This is a genomic window from Thiogranum sp. (genome assembly GCF_058323355.1).
Genome location: NZ_JBTTIO010000053.1, coordinates 1 through 13,100 on the forward strand (window position 1 = coordinate 1; position 13,100 = coordinate 13,100).

Annotated in this window: 15 protein-coding genes; 11 read left to right on the plus strand and 4 right to left on the minus strand. The window is 59.2% G+C overall.

Annotated features, from left to right (window positions below; translation table 11 throughout):
* Both ACW81B_RS07355 and ACW81B_RS07360 read left to right on the plus strand, forming a co-directional pair.
* A partial coding sequence (locus ACW81B_RS07355; protein WP_491579568.1) for a carbohydrate kinase family protein occupies positions 1 to 704 on the plus strand: 704 nt, incomplete at its 5' end.
* A 12-nt stretch (positions 705 to 716) separates the two neighbouring features.
* On the plus strand, positions 717 to 1,262 hold the full coding sequence (locus ACW81B_RS07360) for a GNAT family N-acetyltransferase (RefSeq protein ID WP_491579569.1): 546 nt from the start codon (positions 717 to 719) through the stop codon (positions 1,260 to 1,262).
* A gap of 91 nt (positions 1,263 to 1,353) precedes the next feature.
* On the opposite strand, the gene ACW81B_RS07365 is transcribed toward ACW81B_RS07360, so the two are convergent.
* Positions 1,354 to 3,423, minus strand: a complete 2,070-nt coding sequence (locus tag ACW81B_RS07365; RefSeq protein ID WP_491579570.1) for a thioredoxin domain-containing protein — start codon at positions 3,421 to 3,423, stop codon at positions 1,354 to 1,356.
* Between the two features lie 91 nt (positions 3,424 to 3,514).
* Here ACW81B_RS07365 and ACW81B_RS07370 point away from each other — a divergent pair, with 91 nt between their 5' ends.
* The 7 genes from ACW81B_RS07370 to folA all read left to right on the plus strand — a co-directional run bounded on the left by ACW81B_RS07370 (position 3,515) and on the right by folA (position 9,943).
* A complete protein-coding gene (locus ACW81B_RS07370; protein WP_491579571.1) occupies positions 3,515 to 4,228 on the plus strand; it encodes a glycosyltransferase family 2 protein in 714 nt (237 codons plus the stop codon).
* A 3-nt stretch (positions 4,229 to 4,231) separates the two neighbouring features.
* Positions 4,232 to 4,906, plus strand: a complete 675-nt coding sequence (locus tag ACW81B_RS07375) for a TVP38/TMEM64 family protein (protein ID WP_491579572.1) — start codon at positions 4,232 to 4,234, stop codon at positions 4,904 to 4,906.
* Between the two features lie 106 nt (positions 4,907 to 5,012).
* Positions 5,013 to 6,641 (plus strand): ArnT family glycosyltransferase, encoded by a 1,629-nt coding sequence (locus ACW81B_RS07380; RefSeq protein WP_491579573.1) that lies wholly within the window; start codon positions 5,013 to 5,015, stop codon positions 6,639 to 6,641.
* Positions 6,642 to 6,681: 40 nt separating this feature from the next.
* Positions 6,682 to 7,878 (plus strand): class I SAM-dependent rRNA methyltransferase, encoded by a 1,197-nt coding sequence (locus tag ACW81B_RS07385; RefSeq protein ID WP_491579574.1) that lies wholly within the window; start codon positions 6,682 to 6,684, stop codon positions 7,876 to 7,878.
* Position 7,879: 1 nt separating this feature from the next.
* Positions 7,880 to 8,680: a prolipoprotein diacylglyceryl transferase gene (gene lgt / locus ACW81B_RS07390; protein WP_491579575.1), complete on the plus strand. Its 801-nt coding sequence runs from the start codon at positions 7,880 to 7,882 to the stop codon at positions 8,678 to 8,680.
* Positions 8,664 to 9,458, plus strand: coding sequence for a thymidylate synthase (locus ACW81B_RS07395; protein WP_491579576.1), 795 nt, complete (start codon positions 8,664 to 8,666; stop codon positions 9,456 to 9,458). The genes lgt and ACW81B_RS07395 overlap by 17 nt, the downstream gene beginning before the upstream one ends.
* The gene (gene folA, locus ACW81B_RS07400) at positions 9,458 to 9,943 is read left to right on the plus strand and encodes a type 3 dihydrofolate reductase (protein WP_491579577.1); all 486 of its coding nucleotides are present in this window, start codon (positions 9,458 to 9,460) and stop codon (positions 9,941 to 9,943) included. Before ACW81B_RS07395 ends, folA begins: the two co-directional genes overlap by 1 nt.
* Positions 9,944 to 10,084: 141 nt before the next feature.
* Here the strand turns inward: folA and ACW81B_RS07405 are convergent, their stop codons facing one another.
* Together ACW81B_RS07405 and apaG are read right to left on the minus strand one after the other, a co-directional pair.
* Positions 10,085 to 10,915 carry a symmetrical bis(5'-nucleosyl)-tetraphosphatase gene (locus ACW81B_RS07405; RefSeq protein WP_491579578.1) on the minus strand — a complete coding sequence of 277 codons (831 nt, stop codon included), beginning with the start codon at positions 10,913 to 10,915 and terminating at the stop codon, positions 10,085 to 10,087.
* Between the two features lie 3 nt (positions 10,916 to 10,918).
* The gene (gene apaG / locus ACW81B_RS07410) at positions 10,919 to 11,299 is read right to left on the minus strand and encodes a Co2+/Mg2+ efflux protein ApaG (RefSeq protein WP_491579579.1); all 381 of its coding nucleotides are present in this window, start codon (positions 11,297 to 11,299) and stop codon (positions 10,919 to 10,921) included.
* A gap of 141 nt (positions 11,300 to 11,440) precedes the next feature.
* Here apaG and ACW81B_RS07415 point away from each other — a divergent pair, with 141 nt between their 5' ends.
* Together ACW81B_RS07415 and ACW81B_RS07420 are read left to right on the plus strand one after the other, a co-directional pair.
* Positions 11,441 to 11,656, plus strand: a complete 216-nt coding sequence (locus tag ACW81B_RS07415; RefSeq protein WP_491579580.1) for an acetyltransferase — start codon at positions 11,441 to 11,443, stop codon at positions 11,654 to 11,656.
* Between the two features lie 207 nt (positions 11,657 to 11,863).
* On the plus strand, positions 11,864 to 12,289 hold the full coding sequence (locus tag ACW81B_RS07420; RefSeq protein ID WP_491579581.1) for a hypothetical protein: 426 nt from the start codon (positions 11,864 to 11,866) through the stop codon (positions 12,287 to 12,289).
* 12 nt (positions 12,290 to 12,301) lie between these two features.
* On the opposite strand, the gene rsmA is transcribed toward ACW81B_RS07420, so the two are convergent.
* On the minus strand, positions 12,302 to 13,099 hold the full coding sequence (gene rsmA, locus ACW81B_RS07425; protein ID WP_491579620.1) for a 16S rRNA (adenine(1518)-N(6)/adenine(1519)-N(6))-dimethyltransferase RsmA: 798 nt from the start codon (positions 13,097 to 13,099) through the stop codon (positions 12,302 to 12,304).
* Position 13,100 lies beyond the last annotated feature (1 nt).

Consider the following 13,100-nt stretch of genomic DNA (forward strand, 5'->3'; position numbering starts at 1 on the left):
GGATGGACCAGTACGGGATACCCCGCACGCATATTAAAGAGATCAACGGGGCCTATACCGCGCAGGCATTTATCACCACCGACCAGGACGATAACCAGATCACGGCGTTCCACCCGGGAGCCATGGACCATGCCCACGAGGTAAAAGTCGGTGACGCCAGCGGTGTGAAGCTTGGCATAGTCTCGCCGGACGGCCGCCAGGGCATGATCGATCACGCCAGCCAGTTTGTCGAGGCGGGTATTCCGTTTGTGTTTGACCCGGGACAGGCTATGCCACTGTTCGATGGCGATGACTTCAGACGGTTTATTGAGCAGGCAACCTGGGTGTGTGTGAACGACTATGAATCGCAACTGCTACAGGACCGTACCGGCTGGTCGTTGCCGGACATTGCCTCACAGGTTGACGCCCTGGTGGTGACCCGTGGTGGCGAGGGCTCGCAGATCTATACCGACGGCGCCTGCATCGAAGTCCCGACGGCAAAAGTGGATGCCATAACGGATCCTACAGGCTGCGGTGATGCCTACCGTGGTGGCCTGTTGTACGGCCTGATGAACGGGCTCGACTGGGAAGTTACCGGGCGCATTGCCGCCTTGATGGGGGCGATCAAGATCGAACGGCACGGTACCCAGAATCACGCCTTTACCCTCGATGATTTCCGCGCACGATACCGGGACAGTTTTGGAAGCGATCTGACAGTATTGTAAGAGAGGATGGTTGTGTTCCGTTCAGCAAAATCACAGGATATCGATGTTGTTCACCAGCTGATTGTCAATGAAGCGGCACAGGGCCGCTTTGACCCGCGACTGGCGGACGAAGCTTATCAGTCAGGGTTGCGCAAGAACCTGAATAATATCCGCAAGCGCAGTCGACGACTTGACGAGGATGCCAGTGCCCAGCTGCTGGCCTGGGAAGCCGACGACGGCCAACTGGCGGGTTGCCTGATCAACAGCGCCATTATGTCCGGTCTCGGCAACGAAATCTGGATGATCGCCGTTTTGCCGGAGTTTCGCGGCCGGGGGGAAGGTGCGCGCATGCTGGACAAGGCGCTGGCATACCTGCATCCCCGCGTGGATGTCTTTTCGCGTTGTGCGGCGCAAGCCCAGGTGTTGTACCAGATGAACTTGCGGCGCGGTTTTTTGCCGCTGGATGTCACCGATACAGGTGTGCGTGTGATGAAATTGCCAAAGATGGGTGCGTCGCTTGTCGGGCAGTGTGCTGTTCACCAGGAACTTGAGCCTTTTATGGAGATCCCTGTGGACTGAACTCGGGTTTTCCTGGCAGCTCGCAAGTTGGCCGTTTGCCGGACGGGTGCACGAAGATAATACGCCTGCAATGGTCGCGGCAGGGAGAGTGTCAGTTGTTCTCGTGCATGTCGAGTTGCGAGCGCAGTTGCTCCGGCCTGGTTATGGGGGGCATGCACTGTACGCCCTGGCATAACCAGGCAATGCCGTCCTCCTGTGAGTCGCGAGTGGCGAGCAGGCCGGGGAGGTTGTTTGTTTCATCCGGAATAAAGAAAGTCTGGCGACGCGGGGCATAGTCGTTTCCGACAGCCTGTTTCCAGATGTCCGGGTTACAGCCTGGGCGGATAACCAGTGTGTCTACCGGGTTCAGGTATTCTTCCAGCGCCAGCAGTAACCCGGTATGTCCGTAGGGCCCCTGCTGTATGTGGTGCCAGGCCGACTTCAGGGTGTTTTCTGCTGCATCGGTATAGCGTGTATCACCGAGCAAGTGGCCAAGCCGGCCGAATACTTTGGCCGCGATGGCGTTACCCGATGGCATGGCATCGTCGCCCAGGGGTTTGGGGCGCTGGATCAGGTTTTCATGATCGTCGGCCGTGAACCAGAAGCCGCCGTCCGGGTCGGCGAAGTGTTCCAGTACGACATCGGCGAGTTGCAGGGCGAAAGTCAGTTCATCGCTGTTCCAGCGCACTTGCAGGCGTTCCAGAATGGCGTCGATGAGAAAGACATAATCGTCCAGGTAGGCCGACAGGTGCGCGCGACCGTCCTTGCAGGTGGCAAAAAGCCGGTTATCCGACCACAGCGTGGCGCGAATAAAGTCCAGTGCGCGCCGGGAGGATTCAAAAAAGGCAGGTTCATTAAATACCCGTGCCGCCTGCGCCATGCCCTTGATCATCAGCGCGTTCCACGACACCAGGATTTTTTCATCACGCCCCGGGCGTATGCGTTGTTCACGCGCCCGGAAAAGTTTGTTGCGCGCAGAGGCCAGTACGGCTGTTACCTCCGGGAGATCATGGCCGGTTTTTTCCGCAACGGTTTCGAGTGACTCGTACACATGCGGGTTCCAGCGTCCCTCGAAGTTGGGTTCGCGGTTAAAACCATAGCGTATGGCGGACACGGCATATTCGTCGTCAGCCAGCAGTGTGTGCAGTTGTTCCTGCGTCCAGACATAGAATTTTCCTTCCTCGCCTTCACTGTCGGCGTCCAGACTGGAGTAGTAACCACCTTCGGGCGCCTGCATTTCGCGCTGCACCCAGGCAGCGGTCTCGGAGACGATACGCCGGTAGAGCGACTGGCCGGTCGCCGCAAAGGCTTCGCTGTATAACGACAGCAGCGGGCCGTTGTCGTAGAGCATTTTTTCGAAGTGCGGGATCATCCACTGGTCGTCGACCGAGTAACGGCAGAAGCCGCCACCGAGCTGGTCGTACATGCCGCCGAGCGCCATGCGGTCGAGGGTGAACAGGGTCATATCGAGCGCTTCCTGGTCCTTGCGTCCGGTGATATCCCAGTGGCGCAGCAGACGTTCGAGACTGGTCGGGTGCGGGAATTTGGGCGCCTTGCCAAAACCGCCATATTGCTTGTCGTACTGGTTGGCGAGTTGTTGCCGGGCCACGTCCAGCGGCATGCTGTTGAGTGTGTCCGGCGTTGCACTTTCACTGTGGTGCATGTTGCGCATGAACTCCACCAGCGACTGGTTCTGTTGCTCCAGCTCGTCGCGCCTGTCACGGTAAAAGGCTGCAATGTGTTCACACAGGTCGGTAAAGGCGGGCAGCCCATGGCGCGATTGTGGCGGGAAGTAGGTGCCGCCGAAGAAAGGAATCTGATTCTCCGGGTCGAGGAACATGGTCAGCGGCCAGCCGCCGTTGCGTTGTGTGAGCAGGGAATGCGCCGTCTGGTAAATCTTGTCCAGGTCCGGGCGTTCCTCACGGTCGACCTTGATGTTGACGAACAGTTTGTTCATTACCCTGGCCGTGTCAGGATCTTCAAAGGATTCGTGCGCCATGACGTGACACCAGTGGCAGGCCGAGTAACCGATCGACAACAGTATGGGCCTGTTTTCACGGCGTGCCCGGTCCAGTGCCTCATCCCCCCAGGGGTACCAGTCAACCGGGTTATTTGCGTGCTGTAACAGGTAGGGGCTGGTTTCGTTTGCAAGATGATTGGTATATTGCGTGTCGCGGGTCATGGTTGGGATCCGGTATAATTCCTGACTGTAACAGTCAACTATACAGAGGCGGTCTTGCCGCGCACAAGCGAGCGGAAACCTTTTTAATTCTATGGATCTTTCCCTCGTCATTCCCGTATTCAATGAACAGGACAATGTGCAGCCGCTGCTGGACGAGATTTGCCTGGTGCTGGATGGCCGTTTTGAATACGAGGTGATTTTTGTCGATGACGGCAGTAGTGACGCTACAGCCGAAAGACTGACGGTGTTGCGTTCCGACTATCCAGCGTTGCGCGTTTTACGTCACGCCGTAAATGCCGGTCAGAGTGCTGCTCTGTTATCGGGGTTGCTGGCTGCGCGTGCAGCGTGGATTGCTACGCTGGATGGTGATGGCCAGAACGACCCGGCCGATATTCCTGCGTTGTACGAGGCTGCGCAGGCAGATGACAGTCTGTGGATGGTGTGTGGCTGGCGCAGGCAGCGGCGGGACAGCTGGCTGAAGCGGCTGTCGTCACGTATCGCCAATGCAGTGCGTGCCACCCTGCTTGGCGATGCCACACCGGATACCGGCTGTGGCCTCAAGCTGATGCGCCGTGACGCCTGTTTGCAGTTACCGCGTTTTGATCACATGCACCGCTTCCTGCCGGCACTGGTGTTACGTGCCGGGGGCGGGGTGCGTTCCCTGCCGGTCAATCACCGTCCGCGCCGGCGCGGTGTCAGCAAGTACGGCCTGCATAACCGTCTGTGGGTCGGCATTGTCGACCTGTTCGGGGTCATGTGGTTGCGCCGTCGCCCGTTGCGCCCTGAAGCCCGCGAGGAGCAGTGAGTCTTGCACCCGTATCGACGTCTGTTGAAAGGCTTGTTGCTGATCGTACTGCTGGTCGGTATCGGCTGGCTGGTGCAGTCCGGTGCATTTGGCATGTTACCGGACAAGGACTGGATTGATCGTGAGATTCGTGACCAGGGCATGGCTGGACAGTTGTGGTTTATCGCGATTGCCGCCCTGTTTGCCTCGCTGGGTCTGCCGCGCCAGGTGGTGGCGTTTCTCGGCGGCTATGCGTTCGAATTGACGGGGGGAACCCTGCTGGCCCTGCTGGCCGTGCTGATCGCCTGCGTGATGACGTTTGGCTACGGACGCGTCGCAAGGTGTTTTCTCGGTGTGTCCGGCGTGCCGGAGCGGTTCCGCCGCGTTGCCTCGTTTGTTGACGCGCATACGTTTACCACCACGCTGGTCATTCGACTGCTGCCGGCCGGCAGTAACCTGTTGCTGAATCTGGCCTCCGGGCTTGGCGGCATTCGCGCGCTGCCATTCTTTGCCGGTTCGGCGCTGGGTTATGTGCCGCAGATGCTTGTCTTTGCGCTGCTCGGCAGTGGCATCCGGGTCGATCCCGGCATGCGTATCGGTATCGGTGTGCTGCTGTTCATGATATCCGGCCTGCTGGGCGTGCAGCTTTACCGGCGTTACCGGGGGCGGCTGCCGGCTGCTGCAGAAGAACAGGCGTGAATACGCAAATTTCACCGGGCCTGGATTACGCACCGTCATGCCGGCGCAGGCCGGCATCCAGGGTGTCACGTGCATTGGATACCGGTCTGCGCCGGTATGGTGGAAGATGAATCATCCGGGGCATCCTGTAACACACTGGCCGCAACTGCTACTGGCGGCTGCGGCGCTGGCAGTGATCCAGTTGTGGCTGCGCCCGTTGCTGCCGGTGGACGAAACGCGTTACCTGAGCGTGGCCTGGGAGATGTGGTGGCGCGGCGATTTCCTGGTGCCGTACCTGAACGGCGAAGCCTACAGTCACAAGCCGCCGTTGCTGTTCTGGCTGATTCACGGTTTGTGGGCGTTGTTCGGGGTGTCGGCGCTGTCTGCCCGGCTGTTGATGCTGGGCCTGAGTCTGCTGGCGTTGTGGTTGTCGGCACGGCTGGCGCGTCGCCTGTGGCCACAGCAGGCCGATATGACGGCTGCCCTGACCCCCTGGTTGTTGCTGGGAGGGGTGTTCTGGCACAACTTCTTTACCCTGGTTCAGTTTGACCTGTTGCTGGTCATTGCGGCGCTGGTGGCGTGGCTGGGGATGCTCGATGCAGCGCAACGCCTCGTGCGTGGCTGGGTGCTGGTTGGGGTGGCGCTGGGCTTCGGCGTGCTGGCGAAGGGGCCGGTTATTTTCCTTCCCGTATTGCCGGCAGCGCTGCTGGCGCCCTGGTGGCTGGACGCGTCCCCGCGACGCGCGTGGCACTGGTATGCCGGCCTGTCTGCCGCGCTGATATTGGCGGCAGGTATTGCGCTGGCGTGGGCCATCCCGGCCGGGCTGGCCGGTGGAGAGGCCTACCGCGAGGCGATATTCTGGGGCCAGTCGGCCGGGCGGGTGGTGGATTCCTTTGCGCACCGCAGTCCCTGGTGGAGCTACCTGTGGCTGTTGCCGGTGATGTGGTTGCCGTGGCTGGTCTGGCCAACCCTGTGGAAGGCCGTGTGGCAGCTCGGCAAGCCGCTGCAGTGGGATCGCGGTGTACGTTTCTGCCTTGCCGTGCTGCTACCGGCATTGTTGCTGTTCAGCCTGGTGAGCGGCAAGCAGGGCAAGTACCTGTTACCCCTGTTCCCGGTGCTGGCTGCGCTGCTGGCGCGGGCGCTGGCCGGCTGGCGGCAGGTCCGGCCGGAACAGCGCTTCAGCCTGCGCTTCGCGGCTGCGCTGCTGGCAGTGACGGGTGTGTTGCTGCTGATATTGCCGTGGTGGCCGGATGGCCCGGCGTGGCTGGCACAGGTCCAGCTGATGTGGGGGCCGGCGCTGTTGCTGTGGGCGGTCGTGTTGACGCGCCTGAGCCTGCCGTTGCCGGCCACGGTGCGGGTGGCTGCGCTGACGCTGATGTTCACCACGGCGGTGATTTACCTGGGCGTGTTGTCGCTGGCAACTGCGCCATTCGATATGGCGCCGGCCAGCCGGCAGATTGCACAGTTGCAGGCGCAGGGACATCCGCTGGCGTGGCTGGGCAAGTATCACGGCCAGTTCCACTTTGTCGGGCGCCTGCAGCAGCGCATCGAACCGCTGCGCGACAGGGCGGCCTTGCAGGACTGGTTGAAGACGCACCGTGACGGCTACCTGCTGGTCAATCACAAGCGGCTGCCGGAGCACTTGCCCGCGGACGTGGAAGTATGGCCCTACCGTGGCGGCAGCCTGGTTTTGTGGCCGGTATTTCGCCTGCTGGAACGGCCGGATTGGCTCGACGCGCTGGCGGCGAACGCGTAAGCTTGCCGGCTTTGAATGGCGTTGTATCAAGGAATCCGTTGTGAGTGAAACCCTGCCCCCGTTGCGGTTGAAGAAGAATGAGGAACGCCGCATCCGCGCCGGTCACGTGTGGGTATACAGCAACGAGGTGGACAATACGGCGACACCGCTCAAGGCGTTCACCCCCGGACAGGCGGTACAGGTGCTGGCGCACAACGGCAAGTCGCTCGGTAATGCCTATGTCAACCCGGCTTCGCTGATTTGTGCGCGGCTGGTGAGCCGTGACCCGAACTACGTGCTGGATCGCTCACTGATCGTGCACCGGCTCAAGGTTGCCCTGTCACTGCGCGAACTTTTGTTCGACCGGCCTTTTTACCGGCTGGTGTACGGTGAATCCGACCAGTTGCCGGGGCTGGTGATCGACCGCTACGACGATGTCTGCGTGGTGCAACTCACCACTGCCGGTATGGAAGCGGTGCGCGAGCAGGTGCTGGAAGCATTGGACAAGGTGCTTCATCCAAAGGGTGTGGTACTGCGCGGCGACAGTTCCATTCGCAAGTTTGAAGGGCTGGACAGTTATACCGAGACCCTCGGTGACGTCCCGGAACATATTACGGTGGAAGAAGCCGGGCTGGGTTTTGACGTGTCGTTGCAACTGGGACAGAAGACCGGCTGGTTCTACGACCAGCGTATGAACCGGCTGCGTCTGCGTGCCTACTCGAAACAAAAACGCGTGCTGGATGTGTTCAGTTATGTCGGTGGCTGGGGTTTGCAGGCCGCTGCCGGCGGTGCCAGCGAGGTGTTTTGTGTCGATGCCTCGGAACAGGCGCTGGATCGCGTGCACGCCAACGCCGAGGCCAATGGTTTTGGCGATAGCATAGCCAGTATCCAGGGCGATGCGTTCGAGGTGCTGTCACAGTTGCGCGTCAATCAGGAACGCTTCGACGTGGTGGTGCTCGATCCGCCGGCCTTTATCAAACGCCGCAAGGACAGCAAGGCCGGTGAGCAGGCCTATCACCGTATCAACCAGTTGGGCATGCAGGTGCTGAATAAAGACGGGATACTGGTTTCAGCATCCTGTTCGCATCACCTGGGAGAAGAACAGTTCCAGAAGATCCTGTTGCAGTCCTCGCGCCACCTGGACCGCAGTCTGCAGATTCTGGAACGCGGACACCAGGCGCCGGATCACCCGGTGCACCCGGCCATTCCCGAAACGTCTTACCTGAAAGCGATGTTTTGCCGCGTGTTGCCGAGTTGATATGCTGACCTACCCGAACATCGATCCCGTGGTTGTATCGTTTGGCCCGTTTGCCATTCACTGGTATGGCCTGATGTACCTGATCGGTTTTGTCGCCGTGTGGTGGCTGGGCACGATCCGTGCGCGCAAGCCCGGTTCGGGCTGGAAGCCGGAAGAGATCAGCGACCTGTTGTTTTATGGCGCGCTGGGCGTGATTCTTGGCGGGCGTATCGGTTATGTCCTGTTCTATAACTTCGGCCTGTTCCTCGACGACCCGTTGATGCTGTTTCGCATCTGGCAGGGCGGCATGTCGTTCCACGGTGGAATGCTTGGTGTGTTCTTCGCCATGTGGCTTTTTGGCCGCAAGACCGGGCGCACCTTTTACCAGGTCACCGATGTCATCGCGCCCTACGTTCCCATCGGCCTGGGCGCCGGCCGGATCGGTAATTTTATTAACGGCGAACTGTGGGGGAAACCCACCGACCTGCCCTGGGGGATGGTGTTCCCGTTCGTGGATAACCAGCCGCGGCATCCGTCGATGCTCTACGAAGCTTTTCTGGAAGGACTGGTGCTGTTCCTGATCCTGTGGTTCTACTCGGCAAAGCCGCGTCCGCGTCGCGCAGTATCCGGCATGTTTATGCTGTTCTATGGCATTTTCCGTTTTGTTGTTGAATTTGTACGTATGCCCGATGCACACATCGGTTACCTGGCATTTGGCTGGGTGACCATGGGGCATGTGCTGTCGGCGCCGATGATCCTGTTTGGCATGTATTTATTGTGGTGGGCCTACGCCGGGAGAGGGAAGCGTGAAGCAGTATCTTGATCTGATGCAGCACGTGCTGGATAACGGCGTGCACAAGGAAGACCGTACCGGTACCGGGACATTGAGTGTGTTCGGTTACCAGATGCGTTTCGACCTGGGTGAAGGTTTTCCCGCCATCACCACCAAGAAACTGCACCTGCGTTCCATTATTCATGAGTTGCTGTGGTTCCTGCAGGGCGACACCAATATTCGTTACCTGAAGGAAAACGGTGTCAGTATCTGGGACGAATGGGCCGATGAGAACGGTGAACTCGGGCCGGTATACGGCTCCCAGTGGCGCAGCTGGCCGGCCGCAGATGGCCGGCACATTGACCAGATCAGCCAGGTGATCGAACAGATCAAAAGCAACCCGGACTCACGGCGTATTATTGTCAGTGCCTGGAACGTCGGTGAAATCGATCACATGGCGTTACCGCCGTGTCATGCGTTCTTCCAGTTCTACGTGGCCGAAGGCAGGTTATCCTGCCAGCTGTACCAGCGCAGCGCGGACATCTTCCTTGGCGTACCCTTCAACATTGCCTCCTACGCCCTGCTCACCATGATGGTGGCACAGGTCACCGGCCTGCAATCCGGCGATTTTGTGCATACGCTGGGTGATGCGCACCTGTATTCCAATCACCTCGAACAGGCGCGCACCCAGTTACAGCGCGAGCCGCGCGCCCTGCCGACCATGAACATAAACCCGGACGTGAAAGACCTGTTCAGTTTCACCTTCGATGATTTCGAACTGGTCGACTACGACCCGCACCCGCACATCAAGGCGCCGGTTGCGGTGTGATGAAAATTTCCCTGATTGCCGCCCTGGCGCAGAACCGTGTCATCGGCCGTAACAATCAGCTGCCGTGGCGATTATCTGCCGACCTGCAGCATTTCAAGGCATTGACCATAGGCAAGCCCATTATCATGGGCCGCAAGACCTGGGAATCACTCGGTCGTTCCTTGCCGGGACGAACCAATATTGTCATTACCCGTGATGTCGGCTATCAGGCCGAGGGTTGCGTGGTGGTGCATTCCGTCGAGCAGGCGCTGGAAGTGGCGGCGGGCAGTGATGAGGTGATGGTGATTGGCGGGGCGAATCTTTATCAGCAATTGCTGGATCGGGCAGATCGCTTGTATCTCACGCTGGTCAAGGCGGATATTGAAGGTGATGCGTGGTTTCCCGAATTTGATCTAACGCACTGGCGTGAAGTTGAGCGTGAGTCCCATTCACGGGATGACAAAAACGAATTCGATTATGAGTTTGTTTTGCTGGAGCGTGTTTGACGGTGTTCTGAATTCGTCGAGGGTGGGGGTTCTCCCTTTTTTCAGACGATGACTTGCCCGCTGCGCAGGGAACCTGCGTAGCAGGCAAACCGTTGAACCGGAAACCGGGAACAGACCGGTGCTTTCCACCGTCGTCAATTGCTATTCATCCTCAACAGGTGATTTCGCCCCCGGGCAGGCATATTCCACCCGCTCAGGCTGTGCCCCGTCTATCCGCATTGCCGTCAGCGTTCCGCCCCACAGACAACCGGTATCCAGTGCATGCACGCCTTCGCCGTCATACGCCCCCAGTGTCGACCAGTGTCCGAACAGGATTTTCATGCCAGCACTTTTGCGTGGCCATTCAAACCAGGGTTTCAGGTGTCTGGGCTGGGTGCCGGGCGCGCCCTTGTGTTCGAGAGCCAGTCGTCCGTTGGCATCGCAGTAGCGCAGCCGGGTCAGGCAGTTGGTTGTGAAGCGCAGGCGGTCATGGCCGTGCAGGGATTCTGACCACAGGTTGGGGTGGTTGCCGTACATGGTCTCAAGGAAATCCATGAAATCGGGTCCACGCAGTGCGGTTTCTACCTCGGTGGCGCAGCGCCTTGCGGTTTGCAGATCCCATTGTGGAGGCAGCCCGGCATGGATCAGGGTGTAGCCGCTGCGCCGGTCATGGTGCAGCAGGGGGCGGCGGCGCAGCCAGTCGAGCAGTTCGGGGCCATCCTCGGCGTGCATGATCCGTTGCAGGGTGTCCCTGTGTTTTCGATATTTGGGGATGTGGGCCGAGGCCAGCAGGTGCAGGTCGTGGTTGCCAAGCACGGTCGTGGCATTCAGACGGTGGAGAAAACGCAGGGTTTCAAGCGATTTGGGGCCGCGGTTGACCAGATCGCCGGCGAACCAGAGTGTGTCGTGGCGTGTGTTAAAACCAATTTGTTCCAGCAGCCCCTGTAGCTCGTCGAAGCAGCCCTGGATGTCACCGATTGCCCAGATTGCCACCGGTCAGTGAAGAATGCGCGGGATCGACAGGCTGAAGGGCGGGATATCGGCGTCAAATTCAACACCGTCATCAGCGATCATCTGGTAGCTGCCGCGCATGCTGCCCACCGGAGTTTCCAGCATGGTGCCGCTGGTATAGCGGAAGTTCTCGCCGGGTTTGAGGTGCGGTTGTTCGCCGATCACGCCTTCGCCCCTGACCTCCTGCACCCGGTTGTTGGCGTCGGTGATCACCCAGTGACGCCGCAGTAACTGTGCGGGCACCTTGCCGCGGTTTTCGATGGTGATGGTATAAGCGAACACATAGCGCCCCTGTTCGGGGAGCGACTGCTCTTCGATGTAGCGGGTTTCCACATCGACCTTGATATCGTAACTGTCTGTTGCCATGAACCACTGCTCCTTATTACACCAACAGGATACGTGCTTTGCGACAGGCCGTACAGATTACCCCCTGCAACTTCGTGGGAGGCAGGTCGTCGCAAACGGGTCTATATTTATAGTGAACATTTTGACGTGCAGGAGAGAGTTATGTTCCTGAAAGATAAAAGCACCGGCGATCTGGTGGAAGTGCTGGACATTGCGGCAATGGTAGATCCGTGCCGGGCTGAGCTGGAGGGGCGTTACCACGCGGGAGAGGAGTTGCAGGATCCGGCGCGGTTTCCCAAGCAGCAGCTGACATTTCCTTCCGGGGAGGCGTTGCCGCGTTGCTGGATCGATGCGGACTATCGTGGCAGTCGGCATTAAACCCCAGGCAACCTGTTGAAAAAAATGAATTAATCGCTACTCCCGCAGTGCCGGCATTGAGCGCACACGTGCTTTTGTCTGGCTGCGCTGCGAGGCCGATGTTCATGAACTTGCCGGAAGTGTGAACCGGTTAACAGCACGACCCGCCCAAATCGTGAATTATGCCATCGTACCCCAAAGTATCGGAAACACACCGGCGGCGTTGTTATGAATGCTATAAAATCAAAGCGTTACAGAAAACCGGGTTTGATGGTTGTGTTGACCTGCAGCGTGGCGCTCGGTGTCGTGCTGAGTAGTGTCGCGCAGGCGTCCGGGGTGTCCCGGGGCGTGCAGGAGCGGGTAGCCAGTCTACAGCAATTTGGTGAGGAAATTATCTCCGGTGAATGGCTGCAGTCGTTTGCAGATTTTGACCTGACAGCACGGATGAAAAACTGGAAACCGAAAATCGAAATCGATAACGGCGGCGATGGCCTGCGTATTTCTCATCCCTTCGGCGCGCATGGTCCGGCGCTCAAATTTTCCACCAGTATTCCGAAACACGTGAAACACAGCCTGCATGCCGGTGGTGATAGCCAGATTGGAAGTCTTAACGATAACCCGGACGGCTATATTTTCCTGCAGCGCCGCTGGTAGTCGACGCGGGTTTCACGGCTTCCGGTCTTCCTTTTCCAGCTGTGCCAGCTGGTTCGCCAGTGCAACGTATTGTTCCAGCGTGATCATCTCCGGTCGCGCGCCGGGGTCAACTTCGGCCGCTTCAATATATTCCGCAGCTAACAGTTTCTTCAGTGTGTTGCGCAGCGTTTTGCGGCGCTGTGAAAAGGCCGTTCGTACCAGCCGGGACAGGCTGGCCATGTCGTCGAGTTGTGCAGGTGGATGTTGCCAGGGTGTCAGGCGCACGATAGCGGAGTCCACTTTGGGCGCGGGTGTAAAGGCGCCGGGTTTAACCCGGAACAGTGGATCAACCTTGCAGTGGTATTGCATCATCACCGACAGTCTGCCGTAGTCCCTGTTGCCCGGAACGGCCGCCATGCGGTCGACGACCTCTTTCTGCAACATGAAGTGCATGTCCTGTATGGCTGTTGACTGCTCGATCAGGTGAAACAGCAAGGGCGTTGAAATGTTGTAGGGCAGGTTGCCCACCACACGCAGTTTGTCATCACCTGCCAGTGCCGGAAAATCAAATGTCAGAACATCCTGCTGGTGAATAATCAGTTCGCCATGCCCGGCGGCCTTGTCCCTCAACGGTTGTATCAGGTCGCGATCCAGTTCTATGACGTCCAGTTTTCCGCAGGCTTCCAGCAGTGGCAGGGTGATGGCGCCCTGGCCAGGACCGATTTCCACGACCCGCTGGCCGGGTTGCGGGCTGACGGCCTGCACGATGCGCTGGATGATGCCGGCATCGTGGAGAAAGTTTTGCCCGAAACGTTTGCGCGCCTTGTGCATG

Coding starts and splice junctions, on each gene's coding strand:
- ACW81B_RS07420 (WP_491579581.1), top strand. CDS start 11,864: ATGAATGCTATAAAATCAAAGCGTTACAGAAAACCGGGTTTGATGGTT.
- ACW81B_RS07380 (WP_491579573.1), top strand. CDS start 5,013: ATGAATCATCCGGGGCATCCTGTAACACACTGGCCGCAACTGCTACTG.
- apaG (WP_491579579.1), bottom strand. CDS start 11,299: ATGGCAACAGACAGTTACGATATCAAGGTCGATGTGGAAACCCGCTAC.
- ACW81B_RS07370 (WP_491579571.1), top strand. CDS start 3,515: ATGGATCTTTCCCTCGTCATTCCCGTATTCAATGAACAGGACAATGTG.
- lgt (WP_491579575.1), top strand. CDS start 7,880: ATGCTGACCTACCCGAACATCGATCCCGTGGTTGTATCGTTTGGCCCG.
- rsmA (WP_491579620.1), bottom strand. CDS start 13,099: ATGCACAAGGCGCGCAAACGTTTCGGGCAAAACTTTCTCCACGATGCC.
- ACW81B_RS07415 (WP_491579580.1), top strand. CDS start 11,441: ATGTTCCTGAAAGATAAAAGCACCGGCGATCTGGTGGAAGTGCTGGAC.
- folA (WP_491579577.1), top strand. CDS start 9,458: ATGAAAATTTCCCTGATTGCCGCCCTGGCGCAGAACCGTGTCATCGGC.
- ACW81B_RS07365 (WP_491579570.1), bottom strand. CDS start 3,423: ATGACCCGCGACACGCAATATACCAATCATCTTGCAAACGAAACCAGC.